Genomic DNA, 16,889 nt, shown 5'->3' with positions numbered 1-16,889 from the left:
CTCCACCCCGAAGGAGAAACAGGTGGACCGACCGGCGTTCCGCGCGCTCGACGCCGCGCTCATCCGCGTCGCGGCCTATCCAGACGAATTGGCGTTGCCAGCGTGGCCGGACCTGACCCGTGACGACGTGCAGGGGTGGCTGACCTGGCTTGAGCAGGTCTGGCCCCTGGAGAGCGTGGCCGCGGTCGTCGAAGTGGCGAGCCCCGATCTGGCCCGGCGAATCACCGAACTATGCGAGGACGCGAGCGCGTTCAAGCCGCGCCAGATCCAGCGGGCGACCGAGGCACTGGTCCGGTATCTGATGCGATGGACGAGTCGGGCGACACCGTTCGGCCGGTTCGCCGGGGTCGCCCCGGTCACCGTGGCCGATCACGCATCGGTGGAATGGGGTGGACGGCATATCCCGATATCCCGCCCGGATGGCGAGTGGCTGGCCGACTTGATCCACGATCTTGAGGCCCGGCCGACGTTGCTACGCCAACTACAGGTGATGGCAAACGATCTCGGGTTCGCGCGGGGTGGTGACTGGGTCGTTCCCTGCCTCCACCTCAATGACGGTTCGGTCTCTGACGTGGTGGTCCGCCATACGGCAGCGGTACGCGTGGCCCTTCAGGAATCGCGGAGCCCGATCTGTTTCGATGATCTCGTCACGATGCTCTGCGCGGAATCCCCGCGGACGCCGCCATCAGTCGTTGAGGGCATGCTGACGGAGTTGGTGCGTCAGCGGGTGCTGATCACCAACCTGCACCCTCCGGCGACCGTCACCAACCCCGCCGCCTATCTCGCCACCCAACTGGACGGGCTCGACGGTGTCCCGGAGGACCTGTGGACCGGCCAGCGCTCAGCGGTGAACCTACGGCTGGACTGTGCGATCAGCCTCCCCCCGGCGGTATTGCGAGAGGCCGAGGCCGCCGCGTCGGCGCTGGTTCGCCTCGCTCCCCCTCGGCCTGCTTGGGACGCCTATCACTCGGCGTTCCTGGACAGGTATGGCCCTGACGCGCTGGTCGGGGTTCGGCAGCTCGTGAACCCGGACACCGGCCTCGGCTACCCGGCCGGCTACCGCGGCTCCCTCGCCAAGGTCACGCAGCCCCTTCTGCCCCGAGACGCCGCGCTCGCGGAACTGGCCCAGCGTGCCGCCCTGGACGGCTGCGCCGAGCTGGTGCTCGATGACCGGATGCTGAACGAGCTGGCCAGTCACACAGGCGCGCCGACACCCCATACGGAGCTACGGTTCAGCCTGCACGCCCCCACCTCGGCAGCCCTCGACGCCGGGACTCTAACCCTGACCGTGGTCAGCGCCTCACGGCAGGCCGGGACCTCGGTCGGCCGATTCCTGCACCTTCTGGACCCCGATCAGCGCGAACAGTTCGAACGCGCCTATGCGGCGCTGCCGACCGGGACGCCCGGCGCACTCGCCGTTCAGCTCTCGTGCCCGCCACTGTCGGCGCGGACCCACAACCTCACTCGGACGCCAGGGGTTCTCCCGCTGCTGTCGCTGGGGGAACATCGCAGCCCGCAGGAGTCGGCGCTGCACGTGGACGACCTGGCGGTGACGGCCGACGCCCACCGCTTCTTTCTGATGTCGCTGTCGCGCGGCTGCCCGGTCGAGCCGCTCATGCTGAATGCGGTGGATCCACGGCACGGCACGCACCCACTGGCCCGATTCCTGTGCGAGATCAGTACGGCGAGAGCCGCGCCATGTACGCCGTTCTTCTGGGGCCACCTCGCCCAACGGTTCCCCTTCTTCCCCCGCGTTCGGTACGGCCGCACAGTACTCAGCCCGGCCCGCTGGAATGTGGTCGCCAAGGATCTGCCCGGCAGAACCGAGCCCTGGCAGACCTGGGCGGAGGCGTTCAAGGAACGCAAGGAAGCGCATCACATCCCCGACCTCGTCCAACTCGGCGACGACGACGTGAGGATCCGCCTGAACCTTGCCGAACCCGCCCACCTGGCGCTGCTGCGCGGTGACCTCGACCGGCACGGTCGCGCCACACTGACAGAAGGCGACACCGAGTACGGGTGGATCGGCGGACGCCCCCACGAGATCGTGATCCCGCTCGCTCGCCAAGCCGCCCCGCAGCCGCCATCGCGACCCCTGCGACGTCAGACCGCGCACCCTGAGCCCTGCCACCCGCCCGGCGTCTCCGAATGGCTCTACGCCAAGGTCTACGGACACCCCGACCGGCAACACGATCTCCTCACCCGCCTACCCGAACTGCTGTCAGCCTGGACATACGGCCCAGCGGACGGCTGGTGGTTCCTCCGTTACGACACTCCCGAACCCCACCTACGGGTGCGGTTCCGCCTCCACGACGCCGACCAGTACGGGCCTGCCGCCCGCGGGTTCGGAGCCTGGGCCATCGACAGACGACGGGAAAGGCTGCTCCGCGACTTCGCCCTGGACACCTACCACCCAGAAACCGGCAGATTCGGCACCGGCGAAAGGCTACGGGCGGCCGAGGCAGTCTTCGCCGCGGACTCCGCCGTGGTGATCGCCGAGCTGACCACCGGCCACCATGGTCAAGCCCTCGTCGCGGCCGGCTATCTGGACATCGCCACCGGCTTCCTCGGCACCGACGGCCTCGCCTGGCTGGTCGAACACGTGGCGCCCGGCCGTGGAGCACGTCTCGACCGGGACGTGCTGTGGCAGGCACGGCACAGCCCTCCCGCACCGCTCGAACGCCTCGAACGTCGGCGCACGGCACTCGCCGAGTACCGGGCCCACCTCGGTTGGGACGAGGTCAACGTGGCTCTCGCTGATCTCCTGCATCTCCATCACGCCCGCGTGATCGGGATCGACCTGGACTCCGAACGCACCTGCCTGCGTCTGGCGCGTGCCCTCGCTCAGGAACAGGCAGCACGGACCGAACGAGTCGGGATCAGCGCGTGAACACCCAGCCTGCCCAGTCCATCAGCGGAGGAGCCGCCGGGATCGCGTTGCTGCACCTCGAACGTGCCCGGACCGGCACCGGCCCCTGGGAGAAGGCGAATGCCTGGCTGGAAGCCGCGGTACGCGAAGGAGCCAGCACCGGGACCAACGCCTGCCTGTACTTCGGTGCTCCCGCCTTGGCGTTCGTCCTGCATGGCGGCGCGGGCAGACCGGGCTACGCCCAAGCCCTGGCCACGCTGGACACCGGGACCAGAGCGGTTGTACGCGCCCGCCTGGCTGCCGCGCACCGGCGGATCGACGCGGGCGACCGACCGGCGCTCGGCGAGTTCGATCTGATCAGCGGACTCACCGGCCTCGGTGTCTGCCAACGGCGGCGCGGTGACCTGGACCTGCTGCGTCAAGTCCTCAGCTACCTGGTGAGGCTCACGGAGCCGATCCACGGGCTGCCCGGCTGGTGGACGCTCTCCTCGACTGGACGCACCGTGGGCGACCACCCAGGAGGGCACAGCAACCACGGCATGGCACACGGCATCTCCGGCCCCCTGGCACTGCTGTCCCTGGCCATGCGGGACGGCATCGAGGTCGAGGGACAGGCCGAGGCTATCCATCGGCTCTGCGCCTGGCTCGATCACTGGGAACGCCCGCACGAGAGGGGCGCGTGGTGGCCCGAAACTGTCACGCTCACCGACTTGCGCCGCGGAAGACCCGCCCAGGCCGTGCCGCTGCGACCGTCATGGTGCTACGGCACCCCTGGTATCGCCCGGGCCCAGCAACTCGCGGCACTCGCCACCGGAGATCTCACTCGCCGGCACCGTGCCGAAGCCGCGTTCGTCGGCTGCGTCAACGACCCCGGGCAACTCGGCCGGATCATCGACCCGAGCATGTGTCACGGGACAGCGGGCCTGCTCGCGACCGGCCGACGGATCGCCGAAGACGCGGTCACCGAGATCCCCCTCCACACGCTCATGAAGATCCACCAAGGCGAAGCGGTCACCCCCGACACGCCCCCAGGATTCCTGGTCGGCCGAGCCGGGGTGGAACTCGCCTTCCACACCACGGTGACGAACTGGGACGCCAGTCTCCTGCTCATCTGACCGAAGGATCGGGACCGCCGCCATGGAAGAGACCCTTTGGGCGCAGGTGAACATCATTTACCGTGCACAGGACCGCCAGGGCCGGGAGCATGAGGCGCTCGCCCACCTGGTTCCGGCGCTCGCCGCCGCCGACGCGTCCGGGCTGCTCTCGCGCTGGTTCTTCATCCGCAAACGGCACTGGCGCATCCGCTACCTGCCCGAAGAGGGCGCCGCTGACCAGGCCCTCGCCCACCTGACCGCAGGCGTCCAGTGGGCGCACGGCAGCTACGAGCCAGAGGTCCACGCCTTCGGCGGCCCGCCGGGCATGGACGCCGCCCACACGCTGTGGCACGCCGACAGCCGGAGCACGCTCGCCCACCTCGCCGACGGCGGCGGCGACCGGCGAGAACGCTCCCTGGTTCTGTGCACCGCGATGATGCGAGCCGCCGACCTCGACCTCTACGAGCAGGGCGACGTCTGGGCGCGGGCAGCCGAACACCGCCCGATCCACCGCGCGAATCTCCCCGACCGGCGCACCTGGGCGGCGTTCACCGCCGACGTCCGCCGGCTACTCACCGGCGAGGCCAACCCCGACGGGGCCTTCGCGGACTGGCTGACCGCGTTCCGGGCAACGGGCACGACGTTGATAGGCCTTTCGCACGATGGAACCCTGACGCGCGGCGTTCGCGCAGTGATCGCCCACCACGTGCTGTTCCACTGGAACCGCCTCGGGCTCACCGCCCAGTCCCAGGGCATGATCGCGTTGGCTGCGAAAGAAGCCGTCTTCGGAAGCTGACCTGACCACTATGGACCGACGGCCGGTTTGAACGGCTACCTCGACTTCCCGTGCCAGCTGTCCCAGAGTGCGGCGTAGGCTCCCTTCGCGGCCACCAGGTCGTGGTGGGAGCCGAGTTCGCTGATCCGGCCGTCCTCGACCACGGCCACGCGGTCGGCGTCGTGGGCGGTGTAGAGCCGGTGGGCGATGGCGATCACGGTGCGGCCGTCCAGGACGGCGGCTAGTGAGCGTTCCAGGTTGCGGGCGGCGCGGGGGTCGATCAGTGAGGTGGCCTCGTCCAGGACCAGGGTGTGCGGGTCGGCCAGGACCAGGCGGGCCAGGGCCAGTTGCTGGGCGTGGGCGGGAGTGACGGCGGTGCCGCCGGAGCCGACCACGGTGTCCAGGCCCATCGCCGACACCCACTCCCAGGCGTCCACGGCCTCCAGGGCGCGGCGGACCTCGGGGTCGGTGGCGTCGGGGCGGGCGATCAGGACGTTGTCCCGGAGGGTGCCGCGGAAGACGTGGTGTTCCTGGGTGACCAGGGCGACGTGGCCGCGTAGTTCGTCCAGGGGCAGGTCCACCAGGGGGGCGCCGCCCACGGTCACGGTGCCGGTGCGGGGGCCGTGGATGCCGGCCAGCAGGCGGCCCAGGGTGGACTTGCCGGCGCCGGACGGGCCGACCATGGCCAGGCGTTCGCCGGGGCGGATGTCCAGGTCGATGCCGTGCAGGACGTCGTGGCCGTCGCGGTAGGCGTACCGGACGTCGGTGGCGCGGAGTTCCTCGCCGTCGGCCTGGACGCCGGTGCTGACGCGGTCGTCGCGGACGTTGGCCACGCCGAGGAGGCGGGCCATCGACGCGCCGCCGACCTGGAGTTCGTCGATCCAGGAGAGCAGCCGGTCGAGTGGGTCTACGAGCTGCTGCACGTACAGGATGGCGGCGGTGACCTGGGCGATCGTCACCCAGCCCTCGATGTAGAACAGGCCGCCGAACAGCACGGTGGCGGCCACCGGGATGACGTAGCCCATCTCGACCGCGGGGAACCAGACCATGCGCAGGCCCAGGGTGTAACGCTCGGCCGCGAAGGAGCGGGCGATGTCGGTGTCGGTTCTGGCGCGGCGGCGGTCGTGCAGGCCGAGGGACTCCACCGTGCGGGCGCCTTCCACCGTCTCGGCCAGGCCCTCGGTCATGTCGGCGTAGGCGGCGTTCTCGCGCAGGTAGCCGTCCCTGGCCCGCTTCAGGTACCAGCGGGTGGAGATCCACAGCAGCGGGACGGCGATCAGCGAGGGCAGCGCCAGCAGGGGCGCGACGATCAGCAGGCCGCCGAGCATGAAGACGCCGGTGACGACCGCGATCAGGGTCTCCGGGACGGCCTGCCGGACGGTGCGGGACAGCGCGTCCACGTCCCGGGAGGTCCGGGTGATCAGGTCGCCGGAGCCCGCCTTCTCGACGGTGGACAGCGGCAGCGCGAGCACCTGGTCGACGAACTCCTCGCGGAGCTCGGCCAGCACGCGCTCGCCCAGCGCGGAGGAGGCGTACACGGCGAACCTGATCAGGACGGCCTGCGCGATCACGAAGCCCGCGAAGGCCAGCACCAGCGTGTCCACGTCGATCGGGGCGCCGGTGGAGACCGCCTCGACCAGCTGGCCGAGCAGCAGCGGGCCGGCCAGGCCGGCGATCGCGCCGAGCGCGTGCAGGGCCAGCGCGCCGCCCAGCTGTTTCGGGTATTTCAGGGCCAGCCGCCGGGCGTAGGCGCGGACCTGCGCCCGGTCGGCGACGGGCAGGATCTGGCGGGCCATCAGTCTTCACCCCGGGTGACGGTCGATCGGTAGCCGGAGTCCGACTTGATGAGTTCGCGGTGGGTGCCCTCGGCCTGGACCCGGCCGTCGGCCACGTAGAGCACGAGGTCGGCGCGGTCCAGGACCAGCGGGCTGGTGGTGCAGACCAGGGTGGCCCTGCCTGCTCTGGCCTTGCCGAGGCGTTCGGCGATCCTGGCCTCGGTGTGGGCGTCCACGGCGCTGGTGGGTTCGACCAGGATGAGGATCTCGGGGTCGGTCAGCAGCGCCCGGACCAGCCGGAGGCGCTGCTGCTGGCCGCCGGAGAACTCCCGCCCGGCTTCGGCGACCTGGGTGTCCAGGCCGTCGGGCAGGGCTTCGATGATGTCCTCGGCGCAGGCGGCGTGCAGCGCCCTGGCGATGTCGTCGCCGCGCGCTTTGCCGCGGACGTCGAGCTCGTCCCTGAGCGGCCCGGAGAAGAGCTTGGCGGCGTTGTCGGCGACCAGGATGTGCTCGCGCAGCGCGGCGAAGCCCAGGTCGGCCACGGGTACGCCGTCCAGCGTCACGTTTCCGGCCGAGTAGTGGCCCAGCCGGTCGGCGATGGCGATGGCGTCCTCGGGGTCGGCGGCGGCCAGCGCGATCAGCAGGCCCGGCCGGACGACCACGCCGGAGTCCCGGTCGGCCAGTGTCCCGTCCGGCACCGGCAGCGCGCCGCCGGTGATCTCCGGGTCCAGGTTCAGGATCCGGCAGACCCGGCGGGCGGCCACGTGGCCCTTGGTCAGTTTGTCGGCGGCCTCGGTCAGGGTGCGCAGCGGGGCGATCAGGAAGACGGCGTAGCCGTAGAAGGCGACCAGGTCGCCGCTGCTGATCTGCCGGTCGAGCGCGAAACGCGCGCCCAGCCAGGTCACCGCGGCCACCAGCAGGCCGGGCAGCAGGATCTGCAGGCCCTCCAGCAGCGACTCCATCGCGGAGACCCGGACACCGGCCTTCCTGGTCAGCTGGGACTCCTCGCGGTACTTGTCGGCGAAGACCTGCTCGCCGCCGATGCCGCGCAGCACGCGCAGGCCGACCACGATGTCCGCGGAGCGGGTGGCCAGGTCACCGTACAGGTCGCGCTGTCTCTGCTGGCGGTGGTGGAGGGGTCTGAGCAGCGGGCCGACCGCGAACGCCATCACCGGCACGCCGATCAGCACCATCAGGCCGAGCGGCAGCGAGCTGGACAGCAGGATCACGGTCACCACGGCGATGGCCACCAGCGCGCCGCTGCCGCGTAGCAGGATGTCCATGGCGTTGCCGATGGAGGCGATGTCGGAGTTGCCGACGCTGACCACCTCGCCGGTGGACAGCCGTTTGGGCAGGGTCGCGCCGAGCCGGGTGGCCTGGCGGCTGGTGACCTGGATGGTGCGGTAGGCGGCCCCCAGCCAGGTGACCACCGCGTACCGGTGCCGGAGCACGCCGGAGACCGCCTGCACGCCGCCGAGGCCGAGCAGCACGGCGGCCCAGCGGACCAGGCCGCCGGAGTCCCTGGCCGTCAGCGCGTTCACGGCCGCGCCGATCGCGTACGGCATCAGCGCCTGCCCCAGCCACCACAGGATCGCCAGCGCGATGCCGATCAGCAGCGGCACCAGCTGGGCACGCGCCGTCCACCACAGGAACCGGATCGGGCTGCGGGCATCTGGAGTGCCGGGATCGGACACAGGTAAAGAGCGCATGACCCTCTCAGACTGGCAAGAGCCCAGGTCAATCGGCAAATGATTTTCTGGCGACAGGCCGTTTAACGAAAGATCTTGCGACGTCAACCGGGGTTGACATCTCCCGATATGTCAACCTACATTGACATACATGAACGAAACAGCGCAGCTGGCCAGTGACGCCAGCAGCAGAGACCCGGCCGTGGGGCTGCGGGCGGTGCGCGCCCTGCGGACCCTGGTCGACCGCCTGGAGGCCCTCCAGGTGGAGAACGCCCGGGACCAGGGCTGGTCCTGGCAGGACATCGCGGTGCTCCTGGACGTGAGCCGGCAGGCCGTGCACAAGAAGTACGCCGGAGGCCGCAGCCTGTTGAGACGGGAGAAATGATGTTCGAGCGATTCACCCCCGAGGCCCGCCAGGCGGTCAACCACGCCATGGCGGAGGCCCGCCGCCTCGCCCACCAGCACACCGGCACCGAGCACCTGCTGCTCGCCCTGCTGGCCGACCCGGACTCCGGCACCGCGCAGGCGCTGCGCGGCATCGACCACGCCCAGGCCGCCGCCGCGATCGAGGCCGCCGTCCGGCGGCCCTGCCACGGCGAGGAACTGGACGCCGACCTGCTCAGCACGCTGGGCATCGACCTGGACGCGGTCCGGGAGAAGATCGAGGCCAGCTTCGGCCCCGGCTCGCTGGACCGCGCGCCGTTCCGGACCAGGCGCGGCGCGCTGATCAGCGGCAGACACCTGACCTGGACCCCCAAAGCCAAGAAGGCCCTCGAACTCTCCCTCAGGGAGGCCCTCGCCCTGAAGAGCAAGGAGATCAACACCATCCATCTGCTGCTCGGCCTGTTCCGGGAGGGCAGCGGCCTCGCCATGCGGATCCTGGTCGAACACGGCCTCGACACCGACGCGATCGCCGCGAGGCTGCGCGCTAACGAGACGCCCTAAGGAAGTCCGCGTTCATCCGGGCGATGGCGTCCAGCGAGATGCCCTTCGGGCAGACCGCCGTGCACTCCCCGGTGTTCGTGCAGCCGCCGAACCCCTCCAGGTCCATCCGCTCGACCATGGCCTTGGCCCGAGACGCGCGCTCGGGCTGGCCCTGCGGCAGCGACCCCAGGTGGGTGATCTTGGCGGCGGTGAACAGCGACGCCGAACCGTTCGGGCAGGCCGCCACGCAGGCCCCGCAGCCGATGCAGGTCGCCGCGTCGAACGCGTCGTCCGCGTCGTCCTTCGGCACCGGTACGGCATGCGCGTCCGGCGCCGCCCCCGCCGGCACCGAGACGAACCCGCCGGCCTGGATGATCCGGTCGAACGACGACCGGTCCACCACCAGATCCTTGATCACCGGGAACGGCGCCGCCCGCCACGGCTCGATGGTGACCACCGCGCCGTCCTCGAAGTGCCGCATGTGCAGCTGGCAGGTGGTGGTGGCCTTCTGCTCGCCGTGCGGAACCCCGTTGATCACCATTCCGCACATGCCGCAGATGCCCTCGCGGCAGTCGTGGTCGAAGGCCACCGGATCGTCCCCGGCCAGGATCAGGCCCTCGTTGAGCACATCCAGCATCTCCAGGAACGACATATCCGGCGACACATCTTTGACGTGATATTTCACCATCTTGCCGGGGTCGTCCGGGCTGGGCTGGCGCCAGATCTTCAGGGTGAGGTTCACTTGTAGCTCCGCTGGCTCATCTTGACGTAGGCGTACTCCAGGTCCTCCCGGTGCAGCACCGGGCCTTCCGGCGTGTGCTCCCAGGCCGCGACGTAGGCGAAGTTCTCGTCGTCGCGGAGTGCCTCGCCGTCGGCGTCCTGGGACTCGGCCCGGAAGTGGCCGCCGCAGGATTCGGTCCTGTGCAGCGCGTCCAGGCACATCAGCTCGGCCAGGTCGAAGAAGTCGGCCACCCGCCCGGCCCGCTCCAGCGCCTGGTTGAGCTCCTCGTTCGTGCCGGACACCTTCACATTGCGCCAGAACTCGGCGCGCAGCTCCGGGATCCTGGCCAGCGCCTTGGTCAGCGACGCCTCGGTGCGCTCCATGCCGCAGTAGTCCCACATCAGCTTGCCCAGTTCGCGGTGGAAGGAGTCGGCGGTCCGGTCGCCGTCCACGGCCAGCAGCCGCTGGATCCGGTCCCGCACCGCGATCTCGGCCTCGGCCACGCTCACCTCGTCCACCGGGCCGAAGTCACGGGCGCCGGCCAGGTAGTCGCCGATCGTGGTGGGCAGCACGAAGTAGCCGTCGGCCAGGCCCTGCATCAGCGCGGACGCGCCGAGCCGGTTGGCGCCGTGGTCGGAGAAGTTGGCCTCGCCGACCACGAACAGGCCGGGGATGCTGGACTGCAGGTCGTAGTCCACCCACAGGCCGCCCATCGTGTAGTGGACGGCGGGGTAGATGCGCATCGGCTGGGCGTACGGGTCCTCGCCGGTGATGCGCTCGTACATCTCGAAGAGGTTGCCGTACTTCTCCTCGACGGCGTCCCGGCCGAGGCGGGTGCTGGCGTCGGCGAAGTCCAGGTAGACGCCGAGCCCGCCGGGGCCGACGCCGCGGCCCCCGTCGCAGACGTTCTTGGCGGCGCGGGAGGCGATGTCGCGGGGGACCAGGTTGCCGAAGGCCGGGTAGATCCGCTCCAGGTAGTAGTCGCGCTCGTCCTCGGGGATGGCGGCGGGCGGGCGGGCGTCCCCGGCCTCCAGCGGGACCCAGACCCGGCCGTCGTTGCGGAGGGACTCCGACATCAGGGTCAGCTTGGACTGGTACTCGCCGGAGACCGGGATGCAGGTCGGGTGGATCTGGGTGTAGCAGGGGTTGGCGAACAGGGCGCCCTTGCGGTGCGCCCGCCAGATCGCGCTGGTGTTGCAGCCCTTGGCGTTGGTGGACAGGAAGAACACGTTGCCGTACCCGCCGGTGGCCAGCACCACCGCGTCGGCCAGGTGGCTCTCGATCTCGCCGGTGACCATGTCGCGGACCACCACGCCGCGGGCCCGGCCGTCGCTGACGATCAGCTCCAGCATCTCGTGCCGGGCGTGCATGGTGACCGTCCCGGCCGCGATCTGCCGCTCCAGCGCCTGGTACGCGCCGAGCAGCAGCTGCTGCCCGGTCTGCCCCCTGGCGTAGAAGGTACGGGAGACCTGGGCGCCGCCGAACGAACGGGTGTCCAGCAGGCCGCCGTACTCGCGGGCGAACGGCACGCCCTGGGCCACCGCCTGGTCGATGATGTTCACGCTGACCTGGGCCAGCCGGTAGACGTTGGACTCTCTGGCCCGGAAGTCGCCGCCCTTCACGGTGTCGTAGAACAGCCGGTAGACCGAGTCGCCGTCGCCCCGGTAGTTCTTGGCGGCGTTGATGCCGCCCTGCGCGGCGATCGAGTGCGCCCGGCGCGGCGAGTCCTGGTAGCAGAACGAGGTGACCTGGTAGCCCAGCTCGCCGAGGGTGGCCGCCGCCGACCCCCCGGCCAGCCCGGTGCCGACCACGATCACGCTCAGCTTGCGCTTGTTGGCGGGGTTGACCAGCCGGGCCGCGAACTTGCGCTTCTCCCAGCGCTCCTCGATCGGCCCGTCCGGGGCCTTCGTGTCGCGAATCGGCTCGCCCTCGCGGTAGTTCACTTCACGGCTCCGATCATGATCGCGAACGGCACGGACAGGAAGCCCAGCACCAGCACGGCGGACAGCAGCCCGGCTGCCCCCTGCAACCCGCGCCGCCCCCGGGCCAGGCCGAGCGTCTGGAACGCGCTCCACAGCCCGTGCCGCAGGTGCAGCCCGACCATCACCACGGCCACCGCGTAGAACACGGTCACGTACCAGCGGCCGGGCGCGAATCCCTCGACCATCCGCTGGTACGGCGACGCCGCGCCCCCCGCCGGATTGGCCACCCCGAAGGTCAGGTCGAGCAGGTGATACGCCACGAACAGGGCCACGGTCAGGCCACCCCAGCGCATGACGTGCACCACGTAACCGCCGGCCTGGGACTTGCGCCGGGCCGCGTACTTCACCGGACGGGCCGCCCGCGCCCGCCGCGCCAGCGCCACCGCCGACCAGATATGCAGCACGATCGCCGCCAGCAGCACGACCTCGACCAGGGTCAGCAGGCCGCGCTTGGGCAGCAGCGGATAGCCGACCTCACGCAGCCAGGCCGCGTACCCGTTGAACGCCTCCGCCCCGGCGAAGGTCTTCAGGTTGCCGACCATGTGGCCGGCCAGGAAGAGCACCAGCACCGCCCCGGTCACCGCCATGACGGCCTTCTGGCCATTGGACGAGCCGAAGAACCCCGGCCTGCGCCGCGGCGGCTCGCTCTGCGCGACCGGCGCGGTCGCCGCGCCGCGTTCGATGATGGCTGTCACACCTCGGACGCTAGGAACCCGGAGAGGGCGCCGTCCAAGTCATCGTGGGTCTGGTTTCGATAGCCGGCGGCTATGACGTCTGGCCCGCCGCCCGCGGCGCGTCCGGGCCACCCGGGCCAGTGCGAGCAATCTCACAGCACGTACGCTTGGGAAACGTGCAGCTTCAGCAGCTCGCGTCGTTCGTGGCGGTGGCCGAGACCCGGCACTTCACCCAGGCCGCCGAACGGATGCGGGTGGCCCAGCCCTCCCTCAGCAAGCAGATCAAGGCCCTGGAGACCGAGCTGGGCGCTCCGCTGTTCAGCCGCGCCAGGGGAAACGTGACGCTGACCCCGGCGGGCGAGGCGCTGCTGCCGCTGGCGCGCCGGATGCTGGCCGACGCCGAGACCGCCCGGCGCGAGGTGGCCGAACTGGCCGGGCTGCGGCGGGGGCGGGTCCGGCTGGGGGCGACGCCGTCGCTCTGCGCGGGGCTGCTGGCGGACGCGCTGGCCCGGTTCCACGACGACTACCCCGGGGTGGAGCTACAGGTCGAGGAGGGCGGCTCCCGGGATCTGGTCCGGGCGCTGGCGCGGGGGCAGCTGGACCTGGCATTGATCATCCTGCCGCTGCAGGGCGACGATCCGGCCCTGGTGACCGAGGAGATCCTGCGCGAGACGCTGGTGGTGGCGGCGCCGGCGCACCTGGCGGGGCGCAAGCCGTACCTGCGGATCGAGGAGTTGCGGCGGCGGCCGCTGGTGATGTTCCGGCGCGGCTACGACCTGCGGGAGGCGACCCTGGCGGCCTGCCGCCAGGCCGGGTTCGAGCCGAGGTTCGCGGTGGAGGGCGGCGAGATGGACGCGGTGCTGCGGTTCGTGGAGGCCGGTCTCGGCGTGGCCGTGGTGCCGTCGATGGTGCTGGACGGCCGGCCCAATCTGGCCGGCACCCCGCTGCTCCCCGGCCTGACGCGCACCATCGCGCTCGCGCACCGCAAGGACGTCGAACCGACCCGGGCGGCCCAGGCGTTCCGGGCCGCACTGCTGTCTTTCCTCACTGAGGCCACCCGGGAGGGAACCCTTCCCGAGGGCGTCGAAGCGGTTACCTGATCTCGCTATATTTGGGGTGCCCCTCCCGAATGAGGCATGGTGCCGACTCTTTCGCATAGTCTCCCGGATCTGCTGACGCTCCTGCTGATCGAAGACGATCCCGAGGACAAGTTCCTCGTCGAGGAGTCGTTGTCGACTGCGCGAAGGCCGCCGAAGATCATCTGGGCGCGCAGCCTGGCCGAAGGCCGGGAGCGGCTGACCTCCGAGGTCAGCTGCGTGCTGGTGGACCTGTCGCTGCCGGACGCGCACGGCCTGGAAGCGCTCGAACACGTCCTGGAGATGGCCCCGGAGACCGCCGTGCTGGTGCTGACCGGCCTGAACGACGTCCAGGTCGGGGTGGACGCGATGGCCGCCGGCGCCCAGGACTACCTGCTCAAGCAGGACGTGGACGGCCCGCTGCTGGCCCGCGCCATCCGGTACGCGATCGAGCGCAAGCGCGGCGACCTGGCCCAGCGCGAACTCGTCGCGGAACGCCTGCTCAGCGCCGAGGCGGCCCGCCTCGAACACGGCCTGCTGCCGGTGCCGATGCTGCGCACCGAGGCCCTCGCCCACGAGACCTGCTACCTGCCGGGGCAGCGCCAGGCCGGGCTGCTGGCCGGCGACTTCTGGGACACCGTGCAGACCCCCGACGGCGCGGTGCACGTGCTGGTCGGCGACGTCTGCGGGCACGGCCCCGACGAGGCCGCGCTGGGCGCCGCGCTCCGGATCGCCTGGCGCACGCTCACCATCGCGGGCCTGGACGGCAACCGCCTGCTCGGCACGATGGACACCCTGCTCCGCAACGAGCGCAACTCCCCGGAGATCTTCACCACGCTCTGCACCGCCACCATCGCGCCCGACCTGGGCAGCGCCCGCTTCTACGTGGTCGGCCACCCGCCGCCGCTGGTGATCAGGGACGGTGAGGTGAACGTGGTCACCGACACTCCGTCGGGACCACCGCTGGGCATCTTCAAGGACATGCGCTGGACGCCGGTGGACATCACCCTCGGCGGCGCCTGGTCGCTGCTGCTCTACACCGACGGCCTGATCGAGGCCACCGTCGGCGGCGGCCGGGACCTGCTCGGCACCGACGGCCTGATCGGCCTCATCCGCGAGCAGGGCGGCATCGACCTGGACCGGCTGATCGCCCGGGTGAAGGAACTGCACAAGGACGCCCTGACCGACGACCTGGCAGCCGTCGCGCTGTCCAAGAGGTGACGTGATCAGAATAGAACCGCTGCCGCCGCCCAGACCGCCCAGCGGCTTCGGCCGGCTGAAGGCGGGGCGCTGGTTCCTGCTGGTCGGCGCCGCGCTGCTGCTGGCCTGCACGGCGGCCATCGCGGTGACGCTGACCACGCTGACCGAGACCCGCGACTCCCGGGTCTACATCATCGACGTGATCGACCCGCTGGTCCTGCACACCCTGGAGCTCTCCACGGCGGTGACCAGCGAGGAGAGCGTGATCCGCGGCTACGGCCGGACCAACGAGGAGTCCTTCCTGGCCGAGTACGACCGGGCCAAGGCCATCGAGACCAATGCCGAACTCGCGATCAGGAAGCTGCTCCCGCAGGCGCCCGAGATCAACCTCGACATGGCCCACCTGCAGGCGGCCATCGATGCCTGGCGGCGGGACTACGCCGACGCCATCGTCCGCAACGTCCCCACCGAGGGCAAGGACACGGCCGCCGGCCTCGCCGAGGTGAACAGCGCCAGGTTCGGCGTGGTCCGCAACGCCTTCGCCGCCCAGCAGCGCCACCTGGAGCAACTCCACCAGTCCGGCAGCGAACGGCTGGAGGACGGCTGGGACATCTTCTACCGGGCCCTGGGCACGCTGGCCGCCCTGCTGGCACTGTCCGTCATCCTGTTCACCCTGCTGGTCCGCTACGTCGTGCTGCTCCCGGTGGCCCGCCTGGCCGCCCAGGTCAGAGCGGTCGCCCAGGGCGACTTCGACCACGAGCTGCGGGTCGACCACCCCGCCGAGATGGCCGAACTGTCCGGCCACGCCGACGCCATGCGCCGCCGCATCGTGGCCGAATGGCAGAACACCGCCCGCGCCCGGCGCACCCTGGAGGACCAGACCGCCGAGCTCAAGCGCTCCAACGGCGAACTGGAGCAGTTCGCCTACGTGGCCAGCCACGACCTCCAGGAGCCGCTGCGCAAGGTGGCCAGCTTCACCCAGATGCTGGAACAGCGGTACGGCGACCAGCTGGACGACCGCGCCAAGCAGTACATCAAGTTCGCCGTGGACGGCGCGAAACGCATGCAGCTGCTCATCAACGACCTGCTCGACTTCTCCCGGGTCGGCCGGGTGAGCACCGAACGCGAACCGGTCTCCACCGAGGACGTCTTCGCCGGCGCGGTCGGCAACCTGGCCGCCCGGATCGAGGACACCGACGCCGTCATCACCCACGATGAGCTACCGTCGGTCGTCGGCAACCACATGCTGCTCACCCAGCTGTTCCAGAACCTGATCGGCAACGCCATCAAGTTCCGGTCCGACGCCGCCCCCGTGATCCACATCGGGGTCCGCAGGGACGGCAAGATGTGGGAGTTCTGCTGCGCCGACAACGGGATCGGCGTAGACCAGAAGTACGCCGACCGCATCTTCCTGATCTTTCAGCGGCTGCACCCCCGGGACGTCTACCCCGGCACCGGCATCGGCCTGGCGCTCTGCCGGAAGATCGTCGAATACCACGGCGGCCAGATCTGGCTCGAGAAGGAGCCGGACGCGCCGGGCACCATATTCCGCTGGACCCTGGAGGCGACCGATGAATGAGCTGCGCTGGATCGACGTGCTACTGGTCGAGGACGACCCGGGCGACGTGCTGCTCACCCAGGAGGCCTTCGAGCACAACAAGGTCCGCAACAAGCTGCACGTGGTCAACGACGGCGAGCAGGCGCTGGCGTTTCTGCGCCGGGAGGGCAACTATACTGACGTTCCCCGCCCCGACCTGGTGCTGCTGGACCTGAACCTGCCGCGCAAGGACGGGCGCGAGGTGCTTGAAGAGATCAAGGACGACCCGGAGCTGCGGTCGATCCCGGTCGTGGTGCTGACCACGTCCGAAGCGGAGGAAGATATCCTCCGCAGCTATCGGCTGCACGCCAATGCGTACGTGTCCAAGCCCGTGGATTTCGAGCAGTTCATCCGCGTGGTCCGGCAGATTGATGACTTCTTCGTGACTGTCGTCAAGCTTCCGGGGAACTCGTACCGGGGCACGTGACAGGAATCACAAAGGCAACTGAGTGACCCGCTTCACACATGATGTTTGCGTGGTCGTAACGTAGCCCCCACCAATACGGCGTCCGTA

General features: G+C 70.4%; 14 protein-coding genes. 9 read left to right on the top strand and 5 right to left on the bottom strand.

Annotated features, from left to right (window positions below; all coding sequences use genetic code 11):
- Positions 1-22 precede the first annotated feature (22 nt).
- Genes Acor_RS25260 through Acor_RS25250 form a run of 3 tightly spaced genes read left to right on the top strand, consistent with a single transcriptional unit; the run spans position 23 to position 4,759 of the window.
- A complete protein-coding gene (locus Acor_RS25260; RefSeq protein ID WP_155339225.1) occupies positions 23-2,890 on the top strand; it encodes a lantibiotic dehydratase in 2,868 nt (955 codons plus the stop codon).
- Positions 2,887-3,984, top strand: coding sequence for a lanthionine synthetase C family protein (locus tag Acor_RS25255; RefSeq protein WP_155339224.1), 1,098 nt, complete (start codon positions 2,887-2,889; stop codon positions 3,982-3,984). Before Acor_RS25260 ends, Acor_RS25255 begins: the two co-directional genes overlap by 4 nt.
- Positions 3,985-4,006: 22 nt before the next feature.
- On the top strand, positions 4,007-4,759 hold the full coding sequence (locus Acor_RS25250; RefSeq protein WP_155339223.1) for a thiopeptide-type bacteriocin biosynthesis protein: 753 nt from the start codon (positions 4,007-4,009) through the stop codon (positions 4,757-4,759).
- Positions 4,760-4,794: 35 nt separating this feature from the next.
- Here Acor_RS25250 and Acor_RS25245 read toward each other — a convergent pair whose 3' ends face one another.
- Complete coding sequence (locus Acor_RS25245; RefSeq protein WP_155339222.1) at positions 4,795-6,534, bottom strand: ABC transporter ATP-binding protein; 1,740 nt, start codon at positions 6,532-6,534, stop codon at positions 4,795-4,797.
- Positions 6,534-8,222 carry an ABC transporter ATP-binding protein gene (locus Acor_RS25240; protein WP_155339221.1) on the bottom strand — a complete coding sequence of 563 codons (1,689 nt, stop codon included), beginning with the start codon at positions 8,220-8,222 and terminating at the stop codon, positions 6,534-6,536. Before Acor_RS25240 ends, Acor_RS25245 begins: the two co-directional genes overlap by 1 nt.
- Before the next feature lie 130 nt (positions 8,223-8,352).
- On the opposite strand from Acor_RS25240, the gene Acor_RS25235 reads away from it, so the two are divergent.
- On the top strand, positions 8,353-8,586 hold the full coding sequence (locus tag Acor_RS25235; RefSeq protein ID WP_155339220.1) for an RNA polymerase subunit sigma-70: 234 nt from the start codon (positions 8,353-8,355) through the stop codon (positions 8,584-8,586).
- Positions 8,583-9,146, top strand: a complete 564-nt coding sequence (locus Acor_RS25230) for a Clp protease N-terminal domain-containing protein (RefSeq protein ID WP_218034473.1) — start codon at positions 8,583-8,585, stop codon at positions 9,144-9,146. The genes Acor_RS25235 and Acor_RS25230 overlap by 4 nt, the downstream gene beginning before the upstream one ends.
- Here the strand turns inward: Acor_RS25230 and Acor_RS25225 are convergent.
- The 3 genes from Acor_RS25225 to Acor_RS25215 are packed head-to-tail and all read right to left on the bottom strand — an operon-like array spanning position 9,130 to position 12,523.
- A complete protein-coding gene (locus Acor_RS25225; RefSeq protein WP_155339219.1) occupies positions 9,130-9,867 on the bottom strand; it encodes a succinate dehydrogenase/fumarate reductase iron-sulfur subunit in 738 nt (245 codons plus the stop codon). The genes Acor_RS25230 and Acor_RS25225 overlap by 17 nt on opposite strands.
- Positions 9,864-11,789, bottom strand: coding sequence for a fumarate reductase/succinate dehydrogenase flavoprotein subunit (locus tag Acor_RS25220; protein ID WP_155339218.1), 1,926 nt, complete (start codon positions 11,787-11,789; stop codon positions 9,864-9,866). Before Acor_RS25220 ends, Acor_RS25225 begins: the two co-directional genes overlap by 4 nt.
- Entirely contained in the window at positions 11,786-12,523 is a 738-nt protein-coding gene (locus Acor_RS25215) for a succinate dehydrogenase cytochrome b subunit (protein ID WP_155339217.1), read from the bottom strand. The genes Acor_RS25220 and Acor_RS25215 overlap by 4 nt, the downstream gene beginning before the upstream one ends.
- Positions 12,524-12,678: 155 nt before the next feature.
- On the opposite strand from Acor_RS25215, the gene Acor_RS25210 reads away from it, so the two are divergent.
- Genes Acor_RS25210 through Acor_RS25195 form a run of 4 tightly spaced genes read left to right on the top strand, consistent with a single transcriptional unit; the run spans position 12,679 to position 16,802 of the window.
- Complete coding sequence (locus Acor_RS25210; RefSeq protein ID WP_155339216.1) at positions 12,679-13,602, top strand: LysR family transcriptional regulator; 924 nt, start codon at positions 12,679-12,681, stop codon at positions 13,600-13,602.
- 36 nt (positions 13,603-13,638) lie between these two features.
- A complete protein-coding gene (locus tag Acor_RS25205; protein ID WP_155339215.1) occupies positions 13,639-14,799 on the top strand; it encodes a PP2C family protein-serine/threonine phosphatase in 1,161 nt (386 codons plus the stop codon).
- 1 nt (position 14,800) lies between these two features.
- Positions 14,801-16,357: a sensor histidine kinase gene (locus Acor_RS25200; protein ID WP_246239084.1), complete on the top strand. Its 1,557-nt coding sequence runs from the start codon at positions 14,801-14,803 to the stop codon at positions 16,355-16,357.
- Entirely contained in the window at positions 16,350-16,802 is a 453-nt protein-coding gene (locus tag Acor_RS25195) for a response regulator (protein ID WP_155339214.1), read from the top strand. The genes Acor_RS25200 and Acor_RS25195 overlap by 8 nt, the downstream gene beginning before the upstream one ends.
- Positions 16,803-16,889 lie beyond the last annotated feature (87 nt).

The sequence above is a fragment of the Acrocarpospora corrugata genome, from assembly GCF_009687845.1.
In the GTDB taxonomy this organism is placed as follows: domain Bacteria; phylum Actinomycetota; class Actinomycetes; order Streptosporangiales; family Streptosporangiaceae; genus Acrocarpospora; species Acrocarpospora corrugata.
The sequence above is the reverse complement of the archived record's forward strand: the minus strand, read 5'-3'. Positions and strand labels throughout refer to the sequence as shown.

Coding starts and splice junctions, on each gene's coding strand:
- Acor_RS25195 (WP_155339214.1), top strand. CDS start 16,350: ATGAATGAGCTGCGCTGGATCGACGTGCTACTGGTCGAGGACGACCCG.
- Acor_RS25250 (WP_155339223.1), top strand. CDS start 4,007: ATGGAAGAGACCCTTTGGGCGCAGGTGAACATCATTTACCGTGCACAG.
- Acor_RS25235 (WP_155339220.1), top strand. CDS start 8,353: ATGAACGAAACAGCGCAGCTGGCCAGTGACGCCAGCAGCAGAGACCCG.
- Acor_RS25240 (WP_155339221.1), bottom strand. CDS start 8,222: ATGCGCTCTTTACCTGTGTCCGATCCCGGCACTCCAGATGCCCGCAGC.
- Acor_RS25245 (WP_155339222.1), bottom strand. CDS start 6,534: ATGGCCCGCCAGATCCTGCCCGTCGCCGACCGGGCGCAGGTCCGCGCC.
- Acor_RS25205 (WP_155339215.1), top strand. CDS start 13,639: ATGGTGCCGACTCTTTCGCATAGTCTCCCGGATCTGCTGACGCTCCTG.
- Acor_RS25230 (WP_218034473.1), top strand. CDS start 8,583: ATGATGTTCGAGCGATTCACCCCCGAGGCCCGCCAGGCGGTCAACCAC.